Source organism: Saccharopolyspora elongata (genome assembly GCF_004348985.1).
Lineage (GTDB): Bacteria > Actinomycetota > Actinomycetes > Mycobacteriales > Pseudonocardiaceae > Saccharopolyspora > Saccharopolyspora elongata.
Map to the genome: position 1 here is coordinate 58,432 of NZ_SMKW01000019.1, position 22,067 is coordinate 80,498.

Annotated in this window: 18 protein-coding genes and 1 pseudogene; 9 read left to right on the forward strand and 10 right to left on the reverse strand. The window is 70.1% G+C overall.

Features of this window, described 5'->3' with window-relative positions:
- Positions 1-3: 3 nt before the first annotated feature.
- Positions 4-2,040 carry a hydantoinase/oxoprolinase family protein gene (locus tag E1288_RS16340; RefSeq protein ID WP_132485927.1) on the reverse strand — a complete coding sequence of 679 codons (2,037 nt, stop codon included), beginning with the start codon at positions 2,038-2,040 and terminating at the stop codon, positions 4-6.
- A gap of 168 nt (positions 2,041-2,208) precedes the next feature.
- Here E1288_RS16340 and E1288_RS16345 point away from each other — a divergent pair, with 168 nt between their 5' ends.
- Positions 2,209-3,792, forward strand: a complete 1,584-nt coding sequence (locus E1288_RS16345; protein WP_132485929.1) for a PucR family transcriptional regulator — start codon at positions 2,209-2,211, stop codon at positions 3,790-3,792.
- Positions 3,793-3,863: 71 nt separating this feature from the next.
- On the opposite strand, the gene E1288_RS16350 is transcribed toward E1288_RS16345, so the two are convergent.
- From E1288_RS16350 to E1288_RS16365, 4 genes are read right to left on the reverse strand one after another with little or no spacing between them, the layout of a single operon-like run.
- On the reverse strand, positions 3,864-4,595 hold the full coding sequence (locus tag E1288_RS16350) for an amino acid ABC transporter ATP-binding protein (protein ID WP_132485931.1): 732 nt from the start codon (positions 4,593-4,595) through the stop codon (positions 3,864-3,866).
- Positions 4,595-6,076 carry an ABC transporter substrate-binding protein/permease gene (locus tag E1288_RS16355; RefSeq protein ID WP_132485933.1) on the reverse strand — a complete coding sequence of 494 codons (1,482 nt, stop codon included), beginning with the start codon at positions 6,074-6,076 and terminating at the stop codon, positions 4,595-4,597. Before E1288_RS16355 ends, E1288_RS16350 begins: the two co-directional genes overlap by 1 nt.
- Complete coding sequence (gene hutG / locus E1288_RS16360) at positions 6,077-7,027, reverse strand: formimidoylglutamase (protein ID WP_132485935.1); 951 nt, start codon at positions 7,025-7,027, stop codon at positions 6,077-6,079.
- Complete coding sequence (locus E1288_RS16365; protein WP_132485937.1) at positions 7,024-7,767, reverse strand: IclR family transcriptional regulator; 744 nt, start codon at positions 7,765-7,767, stop codon at positions 7,024-7,026. Before E1288_RS16365 ends, hutG begins: the two co-directional genes overlap by 4 nt.
- A 233-nt stretch (positions 7,768-8,000) precedes the next feature.
- Between E1288_RS16365 and E1288_RS16370 the strand changes: the two genes are divergently transcribed.
- Complete coding sequence (locus E1288_RS16370) at positions 8,001-8,231, forward strand: hypothetical protein (protein WP_132485939.1); 231 nt, start codon at positions 8,001-8,003, stop codon at positions 8,229-8,231.
- 388 nt (positions 8,232-8,619) lie between these two features.
- Here the strand turns inward: E1288_RS16370 and E1288_RS16375 are convergent, their stop codons facing one another.
- Together E1288_RS16375 and E1288_RS16380 are read right to left on the reverse strand one after the other, a co-directional pair.
- Positions 8,620-9,456: a phosphotransferase gene (locus E1288_RS16375; RefSeq protein WP_207954380.1), complete on the reverse strand. Its 837-nt coding sequence runs from the start codon at positions 9,454-9,456 to the stop codon at positions 8,620-8,622.
- Positions 9,456-9,599 (reverse strand): hypothetical protein, encoded by a 144-nt coding sequence (locus E1288_RS16380; protein ID WP_235883590.1) that lies wholly within the window; start codon positions 9,597-9,599, stop codon positions 9,456-9,458. Before E1288_RS16380 ends, E1288_RS16375 begins: the two co-directional genes overlap by 1 nt.
- Before the next feature lie 41 nt (positions 9,600-9,640).
- On the opposite strand from E1288_RS16380, the gene E1288_RS46965 reads away from it, so the two are divergent.
- Positions 9,641-9,802: a hypothetical protein gene (locus E1288_RS46965; protein WP_165968138.1), complete on the forward strand. Its 162-nt coding sequence runs from the start codon at positions 9,641-9,643 to the stop codon at positions 9,800-9,802.
- 57 nt (positions 9,803-9,859) lie between these two features.
- On the opposite strand, the pseudogene E1288_RS50350 reads toward E1288_RS46965, so the two are convergent.
- Positions 9,860-10,327, reverse strand: a pseudogene (locus E1288_RS50350) (TauD/TfdA family dioxygenase); the annotation flags it as partial.
- A gap of 177 nt (positions 10,328-10,504) precedes the next feature.
- On the opposite strand from E1288_RS50350, the gene E1288_RS16390 reads away from it, so the two are divergent.
- From E1288_RS16390 to E1288_RS16400, 4 genes are all read left to right on the forward strand, one after another.
- A complete protein-coding gene (locus E1288_RS16390) occupies positions 10,505-10,942 on the forward strand; it encodes an NUDIX hydrolase (protein ID WP_132485941.1) in 438 nt (145 codons plus the stop codon).
- A gap of 6 nt (positions 10,943-10,948) precedes the next feature.
- The gene (locus E1288_RS48775; RefSeq protein ID WP_235883591.1) at positions 10,949-11,443 is read left to right on the forward strand and encodes a helix-turn-helix domain-containing protein; all 495 of its coding nucleotides are present in this window, start codon (positions 10,949-10,951) and stop codon (positions 11,441-11,443) included.
- A gap of 50 nt (positions 11,444-11,493) precedes the next feature.
- Entirely contained in the window at positions 11,494-12,249 is a 756-nt protein-coding gene (locus E1288_RS48780; RefSeq protein WP_235883592.1) for a hypothetical protein, read from the forward strand.
- A gap of 275 nt (positions 12,250-12,524) precedes the next feature.
- Positions 12,525-16,070, forward strand: a complete 3,546-nt coding sequence (locus E1288_RS16400) for an AAA family ATPase (protein ID WP_132485943.1) — start codon at positions 12,525-12,527, stop codon at positions 16,068-16,070.
- 76 nt (positions 16,071-16,146) lie between these two features.
- Here E1288_RS16400 and E1288_RS16405 read toward each other — a convergent pair whose 3' ends face one another.
- Together E1288_RS16405 and E1288_RS16410 are read right to left on the reverse strand one after the other, a co-directional pair.
- A complete protein-coding gene (locus E1288_RS16405) occupies positions 16,147-17,319 on the reverse strand; it encodes an MFS transporter (RefSeq protein ID WP_165968139.1) in 1,173 nt (390 codons plus the stop codon).
- Between the two features lie 326 nt (positions 17,320-17,645).
- Positions 17,646-18,872, reverse strand: a complete 1,227-nt coding sequence (locus E1288_RS16410; protein WP_132485947.1) for a hypothetical protein — start codon at positions 18,870-18,872, stop codon at positions 17,646-17,648.
- 134 nt (positions 18,873-19,006) lie between these two features.
- Between E1288_RS16410 and E1288_RS16415 the strand changes: the two genes are divergently transcribed.
- Together E1288_RS16415 and E1288_RS16420 are read left to right on the forward strand one after the other, a co-directional pair.
- A complete protein-coding gene (locus E1288_RS16415) occupies positions 19,007-21,037 on the forward strand; it encodes a fibronectin type III domain-containing protein (RefSeq protein WP_132485949.1) in 2,031 nt (676 codons plus the stop codon).
- Positions 21,038-21,113: 76 nt separating this feature from the next.
- A complete protein-coding gene (locus E1288_RS16420) occupies positions 21,114-22,067 on the forward strand; it encodes an AAA family ATPase (RefSeq protein WP_132485951.1) in 954 nt (317 codons plus the stop codon).

Here is a 22,067-nt window from a genome sequence, read left to right on the forward strand (position 1 = left end):
CGGTCAGGCCTCCGTCAGGTGGATCCGGATGTTCAGCCATTCGTCGATCTCGGCGCGCGAGTCCGGCGGCACGATCGTGGTGGCGTCCAGCTGCTCGATGACCGCGGGGCCGTCGAGCCGACACCCGGCGCGCAGCGCCGCCCGCTCGTGGACCGGCGTGTCGACCCACCCCGGGCCGTCGAAGTAGACCTTGCGGTTCTGCCGCGCGGCGGGCGCCGCACCGGGCGCCACCTCGTACGGGGCGACGACGGGTTTGGGAGTGACGCCGATGGCGGTCAACCCCAGCTGGTAGATCTGCACCGGGGTCTCGTCCCGGCGGAACGAGTACTCCCGCTCGTGCTGCTCGTGGAACAGCTCGATCGCCTCGCGCAGCGAACCGGGGCCGCTGCCGCACTTGACGGTCAAAGACCGCCATTGGCCCAGGTAGCGCATGGAGACGGTGCGTTGCAGAAGCGCGTCCTCGGCGCGGACGCCCTCGTGCTGCAGGCGGGCCGAGGCTTCGGCCTCCAGACCGGCGAAGGCGTTCTCGAACTCCTCGCCGTCAGCCTGGTCGCCGACGGCGTCGAACATCGCGGACAGGTCGTGGCGGATGTCGACCAGCAGGCAGCCGAGTGCGGATGTCACCCCTGGGTTTGGCGGCACGACCACGGTCGGGATGTTGAGCTCGCGCGCCACCTCGGCGCCGTGCAGCGCTCCCGCCCCGCCGAAGGCGATCAGCGCGAAGTCCCGCGGGTCGTAGCCGCGCCGGATCGAGATCAGCCGGACCGCGTCGGCCATGTTGGCGTTGGCCACCTGCAGGACGGCGCTCGCCGCGTCTTCGAGAGCGAGGCCGAGCGGCTGGGCCACCCGGTCGAGGATCGCCCGCTCGGCCGGTTCCGGCGACAACAGCTTGGCACCTCCGGCCAACGACGTGCCCAGTCGGTTGAGGACCAGGTTCGCGTCCGAATTGGTGGGTTCGGTCCCGCCGGCGCCGTAGCAGGCCGGGCCGGGGGAAGCACCCGCTGACTGCGGTCCGTTGCGCAGCGAGCCCGCCTCGTCGATGTGGGCGATGGACCCGCCGCCCGCGCCGATCGTGAGCACCTCGATGGACGGGAAGATGATCGGATACCCGTACTCGACCGACCACTCCTTGGTCACCCGCAGCTCGCCGCCGTGGACCATCGCGATGTCGGTGCTGGTGCCGCCCATGTCCAGGCCGATGGCGTTGGCGTAGCCGCACTGGGCGGCCACGTGCCGGGCGGCGATGGCGCCGGCGGCGATGCCGGAGGCCGCGAGCCGGACCGGGTAGCGCTCGACCATGCGCGGCGTCATGGACCCGCCGCCGGAGTGCAGCAGCAGGAGGTCGCCGCGGTACCCGCCGGCGGCCAGCTCCTTGGCCAGCCGGTCGACGTAGCCGCTGACCAGCGGTGCGAGCACGGTGTTCGCGACGGTGGTGTTGAACCGGTCGTGCTCGAAGATCTCCGGGAGGATCTCCGCGCTGGTGGAGACCGCGACCCCCGGGAGTTCCTCTTCGAGGATCTCGCGCATCCGGATCTCGTGCGCCGGGTTGACGTAGGAGTTGACGAAGCACACGGCCACGGTTCGTGCACCCCGCTTGCGCAGCAGCGCCGCGGTGCGCCGCGCCGCCACCTCGTCGAGCGGCGTCACGACGCGCCCGGCGTAGTCGATGCGTTCGGCGACCTCGAAGCGGTCCCGGCGGCGGATGTAGGGCGGGGCCACGTCGTGGTAGGCGTCCCAAAGGTCGTCCTTGGTGCCGTCGCGGATCTCGATCACGTCGCGGAAACCGGTGGTGGTCACCATCGCCGCCGGCTGGAAGTTCCGGGTGATCAGCGCGTTGGTGGCGACGGTGGTGCCGTGCGAGAACAGCGACACCTCCGCGAGGTCGATGCCGCCGCGTTCGACGCCGTCGAGCACGGCGCGCATCGGATCGTCGGGGGTGGATGGGACCTTGGTGACTCGGATGCTCCGTGTGTCCTCGTCGAACACGCAAACGTCGGTGAAAGTGCCACCGACGTCGACGGCCACACGCTGCTTCGCCATGCGGGTGCCTCCTAGGGGAAATGGTGCTGGTCGGTTCGGACCCGCCGCCGGCTGCGGTGCCAAGAAGGTTGCATCACGCTGTGCGCGCTGTCACTGTGAGAATCACAAACACCGCGCAGTTGATCTGTCCGGTCGGACAGCTCGCGCCTCCGGGCCGGAAGGGCACCGATGAACGCCGACAGCCGCGCCGAAGGGCCGTCGTTGACCTTGCGGCATCTCGTCGATGAACCGAGCCTGCAGCTGACCGCCGTGGAACCGGGCGACCTTTCCGCGGTGGTCCGCTCCGCGCACTCGACCGACCTCGCCGACGCCGCGAGCAGGCTCCGCCCGCGCTCGATCATGCTCACCACGGGAGGGCAGTTCGCGGCCGCGCCGGACGATCCGGTCCCGCAGGAGCGGCTGATCGCCGATCTTGTCTCGGCCGACGTGGCCGCCCTGCTGTTCGGCACCGGCATCCACTTCGACGCGGTTCCGCGAGGGTTGCGCAACGCCGCCCGGGAGCGGAACTTCCCGCTGCTGAGCGTGGATTCGCAGATCCCGTTCGCCGCCATCGAGGACTTCGTCAACCGGGGCTCGCTGTCCGCGGAGACTTACCTGCTGAAGCGGACGGTCTGGCTGCAGACGGACCTGCTGCACGCGTTGTCGGCATCCGACCCAGTGAGCGCGCTGGTGATCCGGCTCGGCGCGCTGTGCAAGGGGGCCGCGGTGCTGTACGAGGGCGCGGGGCGGATCGTGGCCTCCACCGGGCATGGCCCGCTGCGGCTGATGTGGGAGGAGATTGGCGCGCAGGGACCGGGGCCGCAGCGCTTCGAGGTGGGGCAGTGGGTGGTCGCCACCCGCCCCTTCCGCGTGCGCGGCTCGGGTTTCCAGCTGGCGGTCGCATCGCGCAACCGGGCCCTGTTGAACGACATCAGCCCGGAGCTGCTGGAAACCGCGGAGCGGGTGCTGGCGGCGGCCAATGCGTCGCGGTCGCTGGTGATCAGCCAGGAGCGGGCGGAGGCCGCGCGGTTGGTGTCGGCGCTGCGCGGTGGGGTGACCAGTTCCCGGGTGCGGGAGACGTGGGACCGGTTGCGCGCGTTCGGTTTCCGGGTCGGCGACGACCTCCGCGTGGTCGTCGCGAGCCCGGTCGGGGCCGAACGACCGGCGTTAGTTGAGGCCCTGCTGGAGGAGGCCCAGGTCGAGGACCTGGCGCTGATCCTGTCCGAGGACGGTGACGGCGACGACCGGGCGAGCGGGTCGTTGACTGCGGTCCTCGCGGAGCGCGACACCGCGGATGCCTGGTTCGAACTGCTCGCGCGGACCCGAGTGGTCGGGGTCAGCGGCCCGTTCCAGGACCTCACGGTCGCGCCCCGGTACGCGCAGGAGGCGGCCACCGCCTGGCATCTGGCGGGGCGCCGGCACGGTCGGGGGAGCGCGGCGACTATCGTCCGGCTCGACGAGGTCGATTTCGCCACCTGGTTGCTCACCCGCCGCGACGACACCCAGGTCGCCGACCGGCTCGACCGGCACTTCGGGGAGCTGATCAGATCGCCGGAGCTGGTCGAGACGGTGGTGCTGTACCTGGCGTGCGATCAGGACGTGAAGCGCACCGCCGAGTTGCTGTTCATCCACCCGAACACGGTCCGGTACCGCCTGCGCAAGGTCGAGCAGCTGGTCGGCGGCCAGATCGCGTCGGCGAAGGTCGTCGCGAACCTCTACCTCGCGTTCCAGGACGACATCCTCGCCCGGATCAAGCCCGATCCGCCCGGCTGAGGATCGCGTGGCGCGACAAGGGGTTGTCCCCGGACGCGCCTTGCGCAGGCGCGTCCGGGCGGTGGAGCCGGTCAGAGCACCTTGTCCAGGAAGGTGCGGATGCGGGGATTCGCGTTGCCGTCCGAGAAGAAGTCCTCCGGCGGGAGGTCGGCGGCGATCTTCCCGCCGTCGACGAAGACGACACGGTCGGCGACCTTGCGGGCGAAGCCCATCTCGTGGGTGACGACGACCATGGTCATGCCGTCGCGGGCGAGCTCGGACATGATGTCGAGAACGTCCTGGACGACCTCGGGATCCAGCGCCGACGTCGGCTCGTCGAAGAGCATCAGCTTCGGGTCCATCGCGGCGGCGCGGACGATCGCGACGCGCTGCTTCTGCCCGCCGGACAACCTGTTCGGGTAAGCGTCCGCGCGTTCGAGCATGCCGACGCGCTGCAGCAGGCCGCGCGCCTTCGCCTCGGCCTCGGCCTTCGACCGCTTGAGCACGTTCACCTGGGGCAGCACGACGTTGCGCAGCGCGGTCATGTTGGGGAACAGGTTGAAGTGCTGGAACACCATGCCCATCCGGGACCGCAGCCGGTCGAGGTCGACACCGCGCCCGGTCAGCTCGTCGCCGTCGAACCGCACGCTGCCGGAGGTCGGGGTTTCCAGCAGGTTGAGGCAGCGCAGGAAGGTGGACTTCCCGCCGCCGCTGGGGCCGATCACCGCGACCACCTCGCCGGGCTCGATCGTGAAGTCGATCCCGTCGAGCACCTTGACGTCGCCGTAGACCTTGGTCAGGTCCCGGACTTCCAGTAGTGCCATCAGATGTACACCGCCATCTTCTTCTCGATGGTGCTCGTCGCGAAACCGATGAGGTTGGTCATCAGGTAGTAGAGGAGGCCGATGAACAGGTAGACCGTCAGCGCGTCGAAGGTGCGCGAGATGATGGTCTGCCCCACGAGGAACAACTCGTGGATGGTCACGAAGGACACCAGCGCCGAGTTCTTCGTCATCGAGACGAACTCGTTGCCCAGCGGCGGGAGCATGCGCAGGAAGGCCTGCGGGATGATCACGTGGCGCATCGCCGAGGCGTGCGACATCCCGCACGACCGCGACGCTTCCAGCTGACCGCGGTCCACGGACTGCACGGCACCGCGGAAGATCTCGGTCACGTACGAGCCGCTGTAGAGCCCGAGCGCGATGATCCCGGCGGCCATGGGCGGGAGTTGCAGGCCGAGCTGGGGGAGCCCGAAGTAGATGAAGAACAGCTGCACCACGAACGGCGTCCCGCGGATGACCGAGACGTAGGCGTTGCCGAGCCACCGCAGCGGCGCGATCCGGCTGAGCTTGGCGAAACCGCCGATGGTGCCGAGCAGCAGGCTGAGCACCAGGGCGCTCAGGATGACCTGGATGCTGACGAGGAGGCCCTGCCAGATCTGCCCCGAGGACTCGATGATGGTGGCCACGTTGAGCAGGGGGTGCCCGCCCGGCTTGGCCGCCGTGGTCTCCGCGCCGAACCACTTCTCGGTGATCTGCGCGTAGGAGCCGTCGTCGTGCATCTGTTTGAGCGAGGTGTTGAACGCGTCCCGCAGGGCCGGATCGGCCTTCTGGAAGGCGTAGCCGTAGTTCTCCTCGGTCAGGCGGTCACCGATCTGCTTGAGGCCGCCCTGCTGGGCGATGAAGTACTTCCCGGCGGGCGCGCCGGTCACGACGGCGTCCGCCTGTCCCAGCCGCACCGACGAGAACATCTGCTCGTTGGTCTGCACCGTGATCAGCTCTGCGGCGGGCTGGTGCTGCTTGAGCCATTCGACGGACTTCGTGCCCACCTGGACGGCGACCCGCTTGCCCGCGAGATCACCGAGCGACGCGATGGAGTTGTCCTTCTCGTTCGCGAAGATCGCGAGGCCGCCGGGGTAGTAGATGTCCGAGAAATCAACGGCTTTGGCGCGTTCGGTGCTGATGTAGATCGCCGAGGCGCCCACGTCGATCTGGTTCGCCTGCAGCGCGGGAACGATGTTGCCGAACGGCATCTGGGCGAACTCGACGTTCTTGATACCGGCCCGCGCGGCCAGTGCCCGGACCAGGTCGATGTCGAAGCCGAGCTGCTTTCCCTGGGCGTCGGTGAACTCGAACGGCGGGAAGGTCGCGTCGGTGCCGACCCGGAGCGTGGCCTGCCCGGAACGCAGCGCGTCGAGCTTGGCGGTGGGCGGTTCTGCCGCGGACGCCGCGCTCGTGGGCACGAGCACGAGCAGGCAGGCGACGAGCGCGGTCGCGAGCCGCGCCCAGGTTCGCTGACGGGGCATTCAGTGTCCTTCCGGGACAGATCGGTCGGCGGCGCTCGTCGCGATCGTGTGCACGAGGCGGGCCGCGATCCGAGCGGTGCGGTTGTCGATGTCGTGGGCGGGGTTCAGTTCGGTGATGTCGGCCAGGGCGAGCTTCGGGTCGCCGCCGATCAGCCGGCACACCTCGATGACGACACCGGCGGGTACGCCGAGGGTCGAAGGAGCGCTGACCCCCGGCGCCTGTGCGGCGGGGAGCACGTCGAGATCGATCGACAGGTACAGCGCGTCGACGTCCGCGATGAAGGCCCGGACGAATTCGAAGACGTCCTCGATGTGCCGTTCCTGGCAGTCGAGGTCCTGGAGGTGGCGGACGCCGAGCTGGCTCGCCGTGGCGAACAACGCGGCGGTGTTGCTGGGCTGGCTGATTCCGATCACCGCGTAGGTGAATTCGGCGCCGCGCCCGGCTTCTCCCACGGCGATCTGCCGGAACGGGGTGCCGGACGACGCGCGATCGGCCTCCCGCAGGTCGAAGTGCGCATCGAGGTTGAGCACGCCCAGCCGCCGCCCGTCCAGCAGGCCGCTGCGGGCGAGCCCGAGGTAGGAACCGTAGGCGGTCTCGTGCCCGCCGCCGAGCACGACCGGGAGGTTTCCGCCGCGGAGCTGTTCCGCGACCGCCTCGGCGAGGTCGTCCTGCGCCGCTTCGAGGGCGTCACCGGCGACCGCGACGTCGCCGGCGTCGTGCACGACGGCCTCTCGCTGGATCGCAAAACTCCCCAGGGCCGCGCGGATCGCGCCCGGCCCCGCCTGGGCCCCTGGACGACCGCCGTTGCGGCGGACGCCGATGTCGCAGGGAAAGCCGATCAGCGAAACGCCAGTGACACCGGGTGATTCGTTGATCGCGTTGTGCCACCTGCGATGTTCCGGCCCGCTGCCGTCGACGCGTCCGGTCCAGCAGGGAACGGATGTGCTCACGCGTACTCCTCCAGTCTGCTGATGTCCTGCGCTGCGGCGTGCGTGAGCGTGACGAGGGACTCGTGCCGAGGCCGGACGCGGAAGTCCGGGGCCATCGTGCTGACCACGCCGACGAGGTTCTGCTTCCGGTCCAGCACGGGCACGCTCACGCCCCACACGCCCGGATCGACCTGACCGACGCTCACCGCGAAGCCCTGGCCCCGCACGCGCCGCAGGTCGATCTCCAACTTGTGGACCTGCGATGGGGTCAGCCCGTGCGCCGCGGCGGCGCGCGCGACCCGGTCCTCGGGCAGGTGCGCCAGCAGGGCCTGGGCGCTGGCGCCGAAGGTGAGTGGCTTGCTCAGCCCGGGGGAGAAGCTGCACCGGACGACGCGCGTCCCCTCGGCCGCTTCGACGCAGAGCACGTCGTTGTCGCGGGCGATGAGGAACGCCGCGAGCTCGTCGGTGTCGGCCGCCAGCCGCCGGAGGCGGCGCTTCACCCCACCCTGGCTGAGCGCCTCGCGCCGGTAGTTCTCCGCCATCTGCACCGTCAGCGACCCCGCGCAGTAGCGGCCGCGCGTGCGCGCCTGGTGCACCAACCCGATTTCGACGAACGTCGTCAGGTGCCGGTACACGGCGCTGGACGGGATCCCGGTGACCGCGGAGATCTCCTCCGCCGTCGCGCTCTCGCGTTCGGCGAACACGGCAAGGATCCGCGCTGCTCGCGTACCGGCTTTCCGGTTGGTTTCCGGGCTTGTCACGGCGGGCACGCTACGTCGGCGGTGACCAGCTGCCCAGCAATTCTTCCCAGTGACTGGGAATGTTATTCCCAGTGCTCGGCCGTGCGCGGAGAGGCGCCGAAACCAGGACCGACAGCGACGATCCGGCTACTGGCGGTTATCCGATGACCGTCGGCCCTGACCGAGCGTGCGTTCCGGTTCGGCGACTCCAACGTCACCACCGCCGGGGGGGCCGACACCTCAACATCGGTAACGTGCCGATCATCGAAGGTCAGTACGTCGCCATCTGCATGGTCGTCACCGGCTGGACCACCCCGCCCCGCCTGTCGAGCACGCCCACCGGAGCCGGCGCGCAGCTGCTCATCGGCGAACAGCCGTACTCGGTCTACCAAGGCGGCCAGGGCCTCCCCGCCGCCCGCGTCGCTGGACATGACCGAGGCCAAGTGGACCCGCGTGAACCAGCTGTTCTGGTTCGCCTCGCGTAAGGCCACAACCCCATGTCTCACAACGAAACCCCCGCCGACGTCATCCAGACCATCGGGAGCTGACATGTCCTGGCGCGGAGCGCGCTCGCTGGAAACCCTGCGTCAGCAGTTCAACACCGCGTTCCCGGGCCGGAGCAAGGCATCCGACGGCGGCATCAGCGACACCAACCACCAGAACCGCACCAGTGATCACAACCCGTGGGTCGGCTCGGCCGCCGACGGCCGGATGCTCGTCACCGCAAGGGAATTCACCCGTTCAATGAGCACACAGTGCTTACAATGCGACGCACTTAGTAATCACAGGTTCGCCCGGAAAGATCAGCACCCCACGCGCGCCCCACGTCGTCGCCCTGATCGGGTACGGCGTGGGGCGCGTTCGCCGTTGTGGTTACGTTGCGAGCTCGTCGACCAGATGCCGGAGCGGTGCGGCGAGTTCGGGGTGGTCGCCCATGTCAACGCGGTGCTGCAGGCGGGCGGCGACGTAGAGCAGTGCGGTGGTGCCGGTCGGGGTGTCGAGCACGTCGGCGAAGGCGTCCCACACGGTCGCCGCGGTGCGGGGTGCGAGCAGGCTGTAGCAGTACAGCGACGCGGCGTCCGTGCCGACCGGGCCGCGGCCCCAGAGTTCCCAATCGAGGATGCCGAACTCGGGTTGCAGCAGGTTCGCCCAGTGCAGATCACCGTGCACGGTTTCCCACTCCCGCAACTCGATCGACACCCCGAGCGCGTCCCGAACGGCCTTGCGGATCGCCGGTTCGTCCTTGCGTATCCGCGCCGTCGGGGTCACCCGGATCACGTCGAGGCTGCGGCGCAGCTCGGACCACCACCCCGAAGGCAGGTCGACGTCGGCTCGAAGGGCGTCGCTGCCCGAGCACGGCCGGCCGGGCACGTAGGTCATGAGCTCGGCGCGCTGCCGCCGCACCTCAGGGATCTCCCACTCGACGACATCGACCACGTGCGGCTTGTGGATGCCGGTAATGGTGTTCGCGTCGGTGTTGCCGGTCCACCAATCGCCCTGTGCCCACTGGATTTGCTCGGAAACCACCCGCAGCCAGTGGCACCCGTCCGGGCTGTTCGCGGGGGCGCTGGCGGACCGCAGCCGCCACCCGAACACAGGCTCGCCCGCCACGGTCACCCCGAAGTGCTCGGCAGCGCGCGCGAGGTTGCTCCGCATCCATGCGGCGAACTGGCGGTCGGCCTCGGCGACCTCGGCAGCGGTCGGGTCCATCAGTCGATGATGTGCCGCAGGTAGCTGTCCGGGCTGGCGAGGTAGCGGCGCCAGTGGTCGACGAGTTCGAGTTCATCCCACTTGATCCGCCGGAGCCCGTGCTCCCCCACTTCGATGATGTCAGCGCCGGGCGTGGCGGCCACACCAGCCCGGTCGGCGAAACCGCGATCTTGCCATCGCCGCAGTGCCCGCACAGCTGATCAAGCCCGGCCGCACCGGTGCGCACCCCTCGACCAACCTGCCGCAGCCGGTCGGTACCGATCTTGGTCAGCCCCAGCTCACGCAGCTCGGCCACGGCCTGGTCGCTGCGCTGGCCCTCCCCGAGGTTGACCACGCCCACGCGTAGCGGGATCGACCGCCTCAGCGCCTCGACGATGTTGGCCTTGGTGCGGTCGGAGCCGAGGTAACCCGCGGCGCCTCCGAAGAGTGCAGATTGCGGCGCCGACAATGCGTGAAGCGCTTCCGGTTCGGACTTGGCAAGGTCGTCGTAGACCGCCAGTCCGTCGATCACGACGCATTCGCCGCCTGTAGCGGATGGCTGTCGACATGCCATCAATAGCAGCGTCGGCGGGTGCGGGACACCCGAACGATCCGTGTGCGGGTCGAGGGCTTCCGCGCTGAAACCGGCGAATCCCGATCGGTGCCCTAGGGACCCGAAGTTAGCGATCGTGGTCACACCGCTGGCTCCACTGTCCCGGTGCGGCATGATGCTGCCAAGTGAGCGTGCGAGGTCAAGCAACACAGCCTGATCACGGACACCGTCGACGAGCGCAAGCCCGTGCCCCGCGAGATTGGTGATGAGCTCCGCGTGGTAGTCACCCGCTGTGAGGTCGATCCGGTCTTCGCTGACGCCTGACGAGGCGGGGAGCATTTTCGTTACCTCCGGAAATGTCGATCAGGTGCCTCTCAGCTCACCCCGCTGTTCTGACCGCGTCCACTGACAGATTGTCACCACGAATCATGTGTCATCGCTGCCGGTAACCGTGCATGCGGTGCTACGTTGCCGAACGTCCGTAGCCCTAGCTCGATCACGCCCAGGAGGCTTCACATGACCACGCCCGGCGCTGCGCCGCGTAGCTACCCGATCTCGATCAAGGGCGTCGTCGTTCGTGATGGCTTGGTGCTGCTGCTGAAGAACGAGCGCGAGGAATGGGAGCTGCCCGGCGGCCGGATCGAGATCGGAGAGACTCCAGAGGAGTGCGTCGCTCGCGAGATCACAGAGGAGACGTCCTGGCCAGTCACGACCGGGCCCGTTCTCAACTCGTGGATGTATCACATCCACGCCGTCGACAAGCACGTCTTCATCGTGACCTACGGCTGCTACCCGGACACCGACGCAGAACCCGTCCTGTCCCACGAACACAAGGAAGTCGGCTTGTTTCCTGAGTCGGCGATCGCCGATCTGAACATGCCCGAGGGCTACAAGCGGTCGATCTCCGCCTGGTTCGCCCGGCTGCGAGCCGCTGAATCCGAACTCGTGGGGTGAGAGAGCATGGCCATTCGGCGGTGCGAGGCATGCGGGGCGCAGCTCAGCCGTTACGCGACCGAAGCGGTTTGCCCGACCTGCCACGCAATGGCAAACGCTCCAGCGCCCGCCCTTCCCGCCGCACAACTCGCTCCGGCTGTATGGATGTGGTCTGCCCCTGAAGCCAACATCGCCCTCGCGACTCGCGACCTCCCCACGATCCTGCGCATCTACCGCCGGTTGAACCGGCTCAGCCAGGAGAAACTGGCAGCCATCCTCGGCTACGACAAGACCTACATCTCCATGATCGAGACCGGCCGCCGAACTATCAGCGACGTCGCCACCCGTCGGCACATCGCGCGCACCCTGGGGCTCCCCCCGCACGCACTCGGCGTGACCGATGCCGATGATGCCGACTTCGCCGCCATGCTCCAGTTCGCCGACTCCACCATTCGACTGGCCGAGATCGCACGCCAGTCAGGACTGCGGTCGACGCCGTCAACGAGCTGTGGCCGCTGGTAGCTCGACTGGAAGCCCGAGCCGCAGAAGGTCACATCGAACTCGACAGCCTCATGCTCCTGGCCCAAGGACGGGTTGCCCTTGGCGTCTCGCTCGGCACGGTGCTTCCCGAAGAACGCCTCGCCACCGCCGCACGCTGGACAGGGAAAGCACTGCTCATCGCGCAGCGTTTGGGCGACACCGAATTCCTTGCGCACACGCTGCGCATGCACGGAAACGAGCTGCGCAAGGCCGGGCATGAACCTGCTGCGGTCGCCAGGCTCGAACAGGCCGCGGAGCTCACCCCTGATGCGACTGGGCAAGGAACCGCGCTCGCGTTGCTGTCCAGAGCAACAGGCGAACTCGGCGCCCCGGACCGCTTCGACCACGCCATCGGCCGCTACCGCGATCTCCTCGACCAACACCCCGGCGACGGGATGCTGTTCAACCCGTTCACCTTTCGCGAGATCGAACTACGGGGCCTCATGGCAACGGGCCGAGCCGACCAAGCTGTGAGAGTCGTCGACGCAGCCCAAGTCGATGCAGCCCCGGCAGCGCCGCAGTGGCACATCATCGAGCGCGTCACAGCCGGGCAGGTCCTCCTCGAAGCGGGCGAACGACACGGCGCAGAGGAAGCGCTCCGAACTGCGCTTCAGGCTGCCGAAGCCCAGCGTCTACCGCACCAGATCCAACGCGCCATTCGCGCGGCGCGGGTGGGTCCGCTCGAAACAGTCGGCGCTGATGGTGAGGCGGCATTGCAGAGGTTGCGCGACCTGCTTGGCCAATCGGCACTCACGGGTGCCGATTCGGTTTCCCGACCCGCACAGTGATATGCCCGCCCGGCAAGGAACCGGACGGGCACTCGTTTTTGCCGACTGACAGCTGCAGCTCCGTTTTCCCAGGTAGCAGGATTCCTTCCAGTAGGTCTTTCGGAAACCCAGTTGTTCGACTGGGTTCGAGTGAACCCTTCTCGGCCGGAGGCCAGGCGCTTCCGGGCGAGCAGCATCGCGGCGGCGAGGACTTCCCGGCGCTTCACCGGGGGCGAGTGATCGGTGGTCTTCGCCTGGAATCGGGCGGCCGGCGGGCGGAAGTAAGGTGGCCGACCGTGGATCGACCCCTGCTGCCCGAGCACCTCCAGCTGCTGCTGTCCGACGAGCCCGTGCTGGACGTGTACTCCCACGGTCCGTGGCGGGTTCCGGACGGCTTGTACGAGGAGATCGGGGAGCGCGCGGTCGAGCTCAACCGCGACCCGGCGGCGGAGGCGCTGGCCGTGGAACTGCCGGAGTTCTTCGCCGAGGACACCACCGTCATCGGCGCCGAGCTGTGGTTCCTGCTGGAGTTCCTGGTCGGCACGGCGGCGGTCCGCGGCGGCAACGCCGCCGACCTGCAGCGGGAGACCATGGGCGGCTTCGCGGCCCAGCCGTGGCGGCCCAACCGCACTTGGTCCTGGAGCGCGAGCGCGTCGCGGTTCCGGCCGCCGGTGGAGTGGCTGCTCGACGGAGCCGGTGACGACCCCGATCTGCGGGAGCTGGCGTTCGGCGTCGCCCGCCGCTGCCTGGACGTGTTCGCCGGGATCGAACCGCTCGAACCGCGCCGCCAGGCGCTGATCGCGCTGCACGACATGCGCGCGGCGGACCCGGCGCTGGCCAAGCAGGACCTCGTCGCGCCGGTCGGGAGGCTGGCGGACCTGTGGGCGCAGCGCGCCGACGAGTCGATCCTGGCGGCGTTGCCCGAGCTCAGCGGCCCGGCAGGCTACCTGGACTGGGCGTGCTCGGGGTTCCTGGCCGCGCACCAGCGGTTGCTGGAGCGGTCGCCGGGCGTCGCGGGCGCGGGCCCGATCCCCGACATCGACTACTCGGTGGAGCACGAGATCGCGCTGGCCGGCCTGATGCTGCAGGCCGAGCTGGCGGAGGTGCCGGTCGAGCTGGCGCTCACCACGGGCCACGCGATGTTCGAGGTCGTGCAGGCCATGTTCGTCCGGCTCAAGGAGAACTTCGACGGCGACCGCTGGCACAACCTCGTGCTGGCCTGGCTCGGGCGCGCGGTGCTGGCGGGCGAGGTGGACGTCTGCCGCGCCTGGCTGGATATGGCGATGCGGGTCAGCGGCGTGGTGCAGGGCCTGCCGGACGGCATCGTGACGCCGAGCTGCTTCGTCCCGGTGCGGGACTTCCAGCGGCAACTGCGGGTGCTGGCCCGGCCGCGCAGGGTGCTCAACCCGCTGGTGCCGAAGCTGGTCGGCGGCGAGGAACTGCACTCGGCGGCCGCGGATCCGGCGGCGGCCCTGGTGGGCCAGCCGGAGCTGGCCGCAGCGGTCCGCGCCGAGCTGGCCGATTTCCGGCACGGCCGCACCAGGGTGGTGCGGATGTTGTTGACCGGCCCGGAAAGCACGGGGCGGGGCACGGCGGCGGGACTCCTGCGCGGCATGCTGCTCAAGGCGGGCGGCAACCGCACCGAGGCATGGGTTTCCGAGGCCGAGTTCGCCAGCCTCGACGTCAGCAACGCCGTGGTGCACCTGCAGCAGAAGACGCAGGGCCTCGGCGCCCACGACGTGCTGGTGGTGAACGGCCTCGACCAGCTGGCTGGCCTGGAGCGGTCCGGAACCGCGCTGCTGGAGGAATTGCGGCGGTTGGTGAAGCGGCTGCCGGAGCTGCACGTCATCGCGGTGTGCCGGGCCGGGGGAGACGACCGGGTGGGCGCGGTGAATCCGGCGCTGCTCCAGCAGTTCCGGGTCGCCAGGACCGCCGACTTCGCGCCGGAGGACCTCGCCGAGCTGTTCCGGCGCGCGGTGGCCCGGCGGGGCGCCACCGCCGCGGACGAGGCCGCGCGGTCGGCTGCCCGGCTGGCGGCGGTGGGGCCGCAGAACATGCGCGGCGCCCGGCTGATCGAGGACCTGGCGCGGCGCGGCGTCGACGCGGCCCGCGCCCGCAACAACGGGGGACCGGTGGAGGTGCTCGGCCGCGACCTGCCGGAGCACTCGGCCGGCACCGACCTGGCGGACTGCGTCGGCCTGGACTCGGTCCGCCGCGAACTGGACCTGGTCCTCGCCGAGGTCCGGGCCGCGAAGCTGCGCCGGGAGGCCGGGATGCCGGGCGCGGTGCGCCCGCGGCACCTGGTGTTCACCGGTGCTCCGGGGACCGGGAAGACGACCGTGGCCGGGGTCCTGGGCCGGACCTGCGCGGATCTCGGCCTGCTGTCCTCCGGGCACCTGGTGGTGGTCGACTGCGCGGACCTCGCCGGGCGGCACGTGGCGGAGGCGGCCACCGGGGTGCAGCGCGCGCTCGACAGGGCCATGGGCGGCGTGCTGTGCATCGAGGACGCGGGCACCCTCGCCCGGCCCGGCATCGACGTCGACCGGGCCCGCAACCAGGGTGTGATCGACGCGCTGCTGGCGGGCCTGCAGTCCCGCTCGGCGGATCTGCTGGTGGTCCTGTGCGGCCCGGACGCCGCGGTGAACGGCCTGCTCAAGGCGACCCCGGAACTGGCGGCCTGCTTCCCGAAGGTGGTGCGCTTCCCGGACCTGACCGACGAGCAGGTCGTGGAGCTGTTCGAGCGCAAGGCCGCGGCGGCGGGCTTCGCGCTCGGCGACGGGGTGCCGGAGAAGGCCCGGGCAGTGGTCCGCACGGCCCGCCGCGACGCGGCGATGACCAACGGCCGCCTCGCGGTGAACCTGCTGGAGCGCGCGGTCTCGTTGCAGTCCAGGCGAATCCTCGCGGACGGCGTGGTGAGCGCGGACGAGTCGCTGCACCGGATCGAGGCCGTGGACGTGCCGGACACCCCGGTCGAACCGGTGCACGCGGACCTCCCGGCGGACCCGCTGGCGGCGATCGACGGCCTGATCGGGCTGGAGTCGGTGAAGCGCGAAGTGCGCCTGCTGGTCGCCGAAGCTGAAGCGGACCGGCTGCGCCGCGGCGCCGGGCTGCCGCTCGCGGCCCGCACCAGGCACCTGGTGTTCACCGGCAATCCGGGCACGGCGAAGACGACGGTCGCCAGGCTGGTCGCGGCTGTGTACGCGAAGCTCGGCCTGCTGTCCTCCGGCCACCTGGTGGAGGTTTCGCACGCGGACCTGATCGCCGAGTACATCGGCCAGACCGCGCCGAAGGTCCGAGCCGCGGTGGAGCGCGCGCGGGGCGGCGTCCTGTTCGTCGACGAGGCGTACGCGCTGACGCCGCCGGACGGCAGGCACTCCTACGGCCCGGAGGCGATTGCGGAACTGCTGCGGCTGATGGAGGAGCACCGCGACGACCTGGTGGTGATCGCGGCCGGGTACGAGAGCCGGATGACGGAGTTCCTGCGCACCAACCCGGGCCTGGCCTCGCGCTTCCCCTCGGTGGTGCACTTCCCGGACTACGACGAGGCGGAGCTCGTCGAGATCTTCGAAAGCCTGGCGAGCACGGCGGGATTCACCGTCCACGAAGGCGTCCGCGCGGAGGTCCGCCGAATCCTGAGGGCGACGAGCCGGGACGAATCGTTCGGCAACGGCAGGGTCGTCCGAAACCTCCTGGACCGGGCGATCGCGTTGCAGGGCGAGCGGATCACGGCCGCCGAACGGCAGGACCCGGCGGAAGTCGGCCTCCTCCGCCCGGCGGACCTGTCCGGAGTCCACATCAACCACCTGGCAACCAGAACCGACCAGTTCGGCCAATACCTCTGATCACCCGACCCGCAAACCGGACCCGAGCCCAACAGGCCCGTTCGTCGCTTTGCATGTCCGGGCATGAGCGGAAGTTCTAACGCGTTCCCGTGCTGGTCATCGGCGTCAAGCCTGTCGGAGGGTTGACGATCAGGAACAACGGCACGACCAAGAAGGCGACCGCCGCGGTCAGGAAGGCTGCGGCCCCAGTACCGCCCGCGACGCCGGCTGCCACAGCCACGACTGCCGGGACGGCGGGCTGGGCGAGCCCCCACGACGAGCCGTGGAAGGCGAACCAGCGGGGACGCTCATCCGCTGGCGCGATCTCGGCGATCATCGCTTGCCAGCGCCCCAGCAGCACGCTGTTCACCGCCACCCATCCCAGGTAGGCCGCGATGGTGAGCGCGAGGCCGTCACCGAGCAGCATCATCAGAGTCAGCGCGCCCAGCAGCACCGTCCCGCAGGACAGCGTCGTCTTGTGCGACAAGGCATTCACCGCTGTCCGGGTCAGGCGGACGACCAGCGGAGCCAACAGGGCCGAACCGGCCAGAGCCAGGCCGGGCAGCCAGGGCGGAGCCCCGCGCTGGAGCAGCACGAACGGCATGAACATCAAGATGGCAAGATAGCCGAAAGCGAACGCAGTGCACGCCAGCGTCAGCGTCAACAGAAGCGCCGAAGGGCGCCAACGAGCAGTCGGGCGCCCCTTCTCCTGTCCTGGCAAGGTGATCTGCGCCGTGTCCTTGTTCAAGAACGCCAGAGTGACCGCCGCGGCAGCGACGCAGGTGACGCCGTCGACGATCATCAGCCATCGAACCCCCAGCGGGAGCAGCAGTGCGGCCAGCAGCCCTCCGGCGGCGCCCGCCGCCACCAAGGACGTGCCCAGCAGCGCATAAGCGTCTTGGCGCTGATCGCCCGCGGTGAGGCGGGCCAGCAATTCCTGGGACGCCGGTTCGTAGACCTCGAAGGCCAACCCGACGAGTGCGGCCGCGACCACGACCTGCACCGGGCTCTGCGCCGCAGCCAAGACCAGCAACGCGGCACCGGTCGCGATCAATCCCGACGCGATCACGGTGCGGGGCGCCAGCTTGTCCAGCAACAGGCCCCCGGCCCACCGCGAGATCAACGCTGTTACTCCGAAGACCGCCAGCGCCAATGCCGCCAGATCGGGACCGGCCAGCACGGCCAGGAACGCCAGCACGTATGCGCCCAACTGGTTGAGGATCCGCACACCCAGCAACACCTTCACCGGCCTGGGCAACGACGCGAACACCCGCACCTCCACCACGCCTACCCCGGCCCGAGTGCCCGAGTGCCCGGCATCATGCCGTGCACCACTGACAGCGCGGCCGGATTCCGGAAGGCGCAGTTCCTCATTCGTAGGTGGAGCCCACCCGCCGCGAGGTTCGTTCCGGCGGTCCGATCAGCGCAGCTGCCGCTAACAGCAGGTCGGTGAAAGGCCACTGGCGTAGCCCCTGCGGCACTCACATGACGAAACGTCCGTCCAGGGCGGAACGCGCCGCGCTGGTTGACCAGGTCTCGGCGACCGAGAACGGTTCCGCTCCACCTGTGTCCTATTAGGACTATGAATGTTCGCGGTCAGCGGTCCTGTTGTGCGTCCGAGCGGCCGATCGGCAGGGTGGCTGCCACTCCCCGGACGTGCCGACCGTCGAGGCGTTCCACGCCGATGCCCCAGCCGCGGGCCAGCCCGGTCAGCACCTGCGTCGTGTGCTCCAGCGCCTGGAGGTTCGCCGCCGCTATGCGCATCGTCGCGCTCACGCGGGGTTCTGCGTCGGTCGTCGACCGGTGGGCCGTGACGGCGATCGTCACCGCCGCGTGCGGCGCGGCCGCGAGCAGCCGGTGCAATGCCTGCGTTGCGACCGCCGGGGAAAGGCCCGGCCAGCCCTCGAGTTCGAAGGTCGCCTGCGAGACCGGGCCGGTGTGCCAGAGCCGCCACTGCTCCCGGATGCGGCTGCGGTCGGCCGTGACGTGGGCGAGCGAGGAGATGGTGCCGAGGACCTCGTGCTCGGTGAGCCCTCTGGTGGGCGTGCCGCGGCGGAGCTGGCGCTTCACCCGCCGGACGGCGTTGCCCAACGCTTGCCGGACTTCCGCGTCCCGATGCACCTCTACCGTGCGCAGCACTTGCAGGGTCAGCCAGACACGTGGCGCGTGAGCCTGGCTGAACCCGGCGTGGTGCACAACCTGCACGGCGAAGGCCGGTGCCTGCTCGCTCAGCGGTGGCAGCATCGTCTCCGGTGGCGGCATCGGTTTCGGGGCGCGGGCGGTCGTTCTCGGTTGCAGCACCGCTGAGATCCCGGCGGCCCGGCTGAGCATCGACACCACGTCGTCGCCGACGTCGTCCACGAGCCACACCGATTCCGGCGAGATCAGGCGCAGCAGCGCGCGTCCGGCCTCGTCCGCGCTCCGCAGATCCCGGTCGCGCTTGCGCAGCAAGTACTTCCACGACAACGCGAGCCATTCGTACAGCCAGCGGTCGCGGGTGCGAACCGCGGTCAGTGCCAGGACGATCGCGGCCGCGAGGACGACCGCGGCGATCGCGGGCCAAGGCCGGCCGATGACCAGCACGACCGCGATCAGCACGAGCTGCCAGCACATGATCTGCAGCACCCCGATCCCGCCGAGCGGGCGTGGTCGGGCAGATGTCGTTTCCGGCGGCCCGGCGGCAGATCGAGCCGCGGGCTCGGGCGGCGGGGCGGCGACCGGGTGCGCGGTCGCCGCCGGTTGCCACGCCGGAATCGGTCGCGGTTGCGGGATCGCCGGTGCGTTGATTCGCACGCCGGCTCGGGTCGCGCCTGGATCGGTCACCGTGCTGCCTCCTCGTGCCTTCCCCGGGGCCCAGTGTCCGCAGGGAAAATGAGGATTCGGTGACAGCGGGGCGCTCTCGCCCGAAGTTGGCGATTATCATCAAATCTTCATCGACCGCTTGTTAATGTCATCGGGTGACTGACGACTCGTCCGGCTCGAAATCCCCGGCTTGGCAGCGGCTTCGCGCCGTTGCGCGCGGCCGCGCGGCGATCGCGCTGCTGGTCGCCGGCTGCGTGGGACTGGTCGGCCTGGCCGTGACCGGACAGGCGTCCGTTCCGCCCGGCCTGCAGTTCGTCCAGGTCGGCCACTGGGTCTACAACAGCGCTTCGCAGTCGGCGTTCCACGTCGACGGGTCGACCGGCCAGGTGGATGCGCGGGCGAGCGTGCCCGGCGCGGAGCAGGGCAGCCAGGTCGTGCAGGGCGAGCGCTCCGGATACGTCGTCGAGCGGTCGCGGATCACGGAGTTCAGCAAGTCGACGCTGAGCGTCGAGAACAGCGTCGCGCCCCCCGCCGCCGAGCGGCCGGTCGTGCTGGAGGTCGCGGGCGGCCCGTACCTGGTCTACCGCAACGCGGGCCGGGTAGCGCGCCTCGGCGACCCGACGGCCACCGTCCCGGCGGGCGGCCCGCTGTCCATGCCGGTGGCGACCTCCGACGGAACGGTGTGGCTGCACCGGATCGACACCGGTTCGATCTGCCAGCTGTCGCGAGACGCCACCCGGCTCGCCTGTCCCGCGGAACTGCCCAAGGGCCACGGCGGCGCGCTGGCCGTCGTCGGCGACCGGGCGGTGGTGATCGACACCACGGCGGACACGCTGCACACCATCAGCGGCGACGGGCTCGGCGGATCCGCCGAGATCGGGCTCAAACTGCCGCCCACGGCGCAGGTCGCCAACAGCGCCGTCGACGGGCGGCTCGCCGTCGTCGACCCGGACCGTAAGCAGCTGCACCTGATCGACACCGCCGGGCTGGAGAAGAACGGCCCGACCGCCCGGCCCGTCTCGGTGGACCTGCCCAAGGAAGGCAAGATCGCCGGACCCGTCGCGGCCTCGCACGTCGTCATGGTGGTCGACGAGACCCGGCACGAAGTGCTCACCTACGACAGCAAGGGCCAGCTGAAGAGCTCGAAGAAGCTTCCGGAGAACGGCGAACCGCCGCGACCGGCGCTGGGCGAGGACGACCGGATCTACGTCGACACCTCGGACGGCTCGCGGGTGCTGGTGGTCGACGGCGAGGACGGATCGGCGGCCGAGGTGTCCATCGACGACGCCGCCCGCAACGGGACGGCCGACGAGGCGACCACCGAGGACCCACCGGACTCGGAGCCGCTGGTGCCCGGCGTGCTGTCGGATGTCGTCGCGGCCGCGACACCGCCCGGCGCGCCCCGCAACGTCAAGGCGGTCGCCGGCGACGGCTCGGCCACGGTGACCTGGGGCGCCGCCGCGAACAACGGCGCGCGGATCACCAGGTACCGGCTGAGCTGGTCGGGCGGGTCGACCACGGTCGACGGGTCGGCGTCGAGCGCCACCGTGAGCGGGCTGACCAACGGCAAATCCTACGTGATCACCGTGACCGCGGAGAACTCGGCGGGCCGCGGCTCGGGCGCCAGCGCCAAGGCGGTGGTGCCGGGACGCGCGGCCGAAGCGCCGAAGGTCACCGCGAAGGCGGGCGCCGACGGGCGGGTCTCGGTGACGTGGACCGAACCCGAACGCCACGGGGCGGAGCTGGTGCACTACCTGGTGAGCGCGTCCGGCAAGGGCGAACGCGAGGTTTCCGGCCAGAGCGCGGAATTCCAGGGGATCACAGGCACCACCACCATCACTGTCCGCGCGGTCACCAGGTACGGCCCGTCCGGTTCTCCCGTGCTCAAGGGGAATCCCGGCAAGCAGAGCGTCACCGTGCCGTCGGGCCCGCCCACCGTGGAGATCACCGGGGTGCGGGGCGATGGCAACAACAGGCTGATCGTGAGCGTCAACGCCGACGCCAAGGGCTCGTCGGCTACCTGCGAGGCGCGCTTCATGGGCTTCTTCCCGAGTTCTGCGCCCTGCGACGGGCCTTCCGAGATCGTCATTAACAACGTCACCTGGTTCGGCACCATCAAGATCACGGCCACCATCACGACCCCGCTGGGCCAGGCCACGGACACCTGGACGGGACAGCCGGGATAGCGATCCGGGGCGTCGTGTTCTGGATCGGGCCGGCGCCGCCGGCTGGTTTGCGTCGAGGAAAGGGCGAGGAACTGCTGTGACACCCACCCCCAAGGTCGCCTACGACCTCATCGCCGAGAACGTGCAGGTGGTGATGCGCGGCAAGGAGGACGTCGTCCGCCTCGCGGTGGCCGCCCTGTTCGCCGAGGGGCACCTGCTGATCGAGGACGTGCCCGGGGTCGGGAAGACCACCATGGCGCGGTGCATCGCGGCCAGCATCGGCGGCGGGTGGAGCCGCATCCAGTTCACGCCCGACCTGCTGCCCGGCGACATCACCGGCGTGATGGTGTACCACCAGAACGCCGAGCGGTTCCAGTTCCACCCCGGCGCGATCTTCGCCAACGTGGTGCTGGCGGACGAGATCAACCGGGGCACGCCGAAGACCCAGGCCGCGCTGCTGGAGGTGATGGCCGAACGCCGGGTGACCGTCGACTCGATCAGCCAGGACGTGCCGCGGCCGTTCCTCGTCGTGGCCACGCAGAACCCGATCGAGATGGAGGGCACCTACCGGTTGCCCGAGGCGCAGCTGGACCGGTTCCTGATGCGCCTGTCCGTCGGCTACCCGGAGCACGACGCCGAGGTGCGCGTGGTGATGGGCGACTGCGCCGGGGTGAGCCCGGACGAGCTGCAGCCGGTGATCGACATCAGCGGCGTGCAGCAGGTGATCGGCGAGGTGCGGAAGTCGCGCCTGGCCCCAGAGGTCATCTCCTACGCGGTGCGGCTGGCCGCGGCGAGCCGGACCCATCCGGCGGTCCGCTACGGCGCCAGCCCGCGCGGCAGCATCGCCCTGATCCGAGCGGCCCAGGCGCTCGCCGCCACCCACGGCCGCGACTTCGTGACGCCGGACGACGTGAAGGACGTGGCCGTCCCGGTGCTCGCCCACCGCCTCGTGCTCACCCCGGACGCGGAGCTGAGCCAGCGGCAGGCGAGCGACGTGGTGGCGGAGCTGCTGGCGGACACCGCCGTGCCGACGGACCCGGCGAGGAGGTAG

Coding starts and splice junctions, on each gene's coding strand:
- E1288_RS16355 (WP_132485933.1), bottom strand. CDS start 6,076: ATGCCCCGTCAGCGAACCTGGGCGCGGCTCGCGACCGCGCTCGTCGCC.
- E1288_RS48775 (WP_235883591.1), top strand. CDS start 10,949: ATGGCCATTCGGCGGTGCGAGGCATGCGGGGCGCAGCTCAGCCGTTAC.
- E1288_RS16350 (WP_132485931.1), bottom strand. CDS start 4,595: ATGGCACTACTGGAAGTCCGGGACCTGACCAAGGTCTACGGCGACGTC.
- E1288_RS16345 (WP_132485929.1), top strand. CDS start 2,209: ATGAACGCCGACAGCCGCGCCGAAGGGCCGTCGTTGACCTTGCGGCAT.
- E1288_RS16375 (WP_207954380.1), bottom strand. CDS start 9,456: ATGGACCCGACCGCTGCCGAGGTCGCCGAGGCCGACCGCCAGTTCGCC.
- E1288_RS16390 (WP_132485941.1), top strand. CDS start 10,505: ATGACCACGCCCGGCGCTGCGCCGCGTAGCTACCCGATCTCGATCAAG.
- E1288_RS16340 (WP_132485927.1), bottom strand. CDS start 2,040: ATGGCGAAGCAGCGTGTGGCCGTCGACGTCGGTGGCACTTTCACCGAC.
- E1288_RS48780 (WP_235883592.1), top strand. CDS start 11,494: ATGCTCCTGGCCCAAGGACGGGTTGCCCTTGGCGTCTCGCTCGGCACG.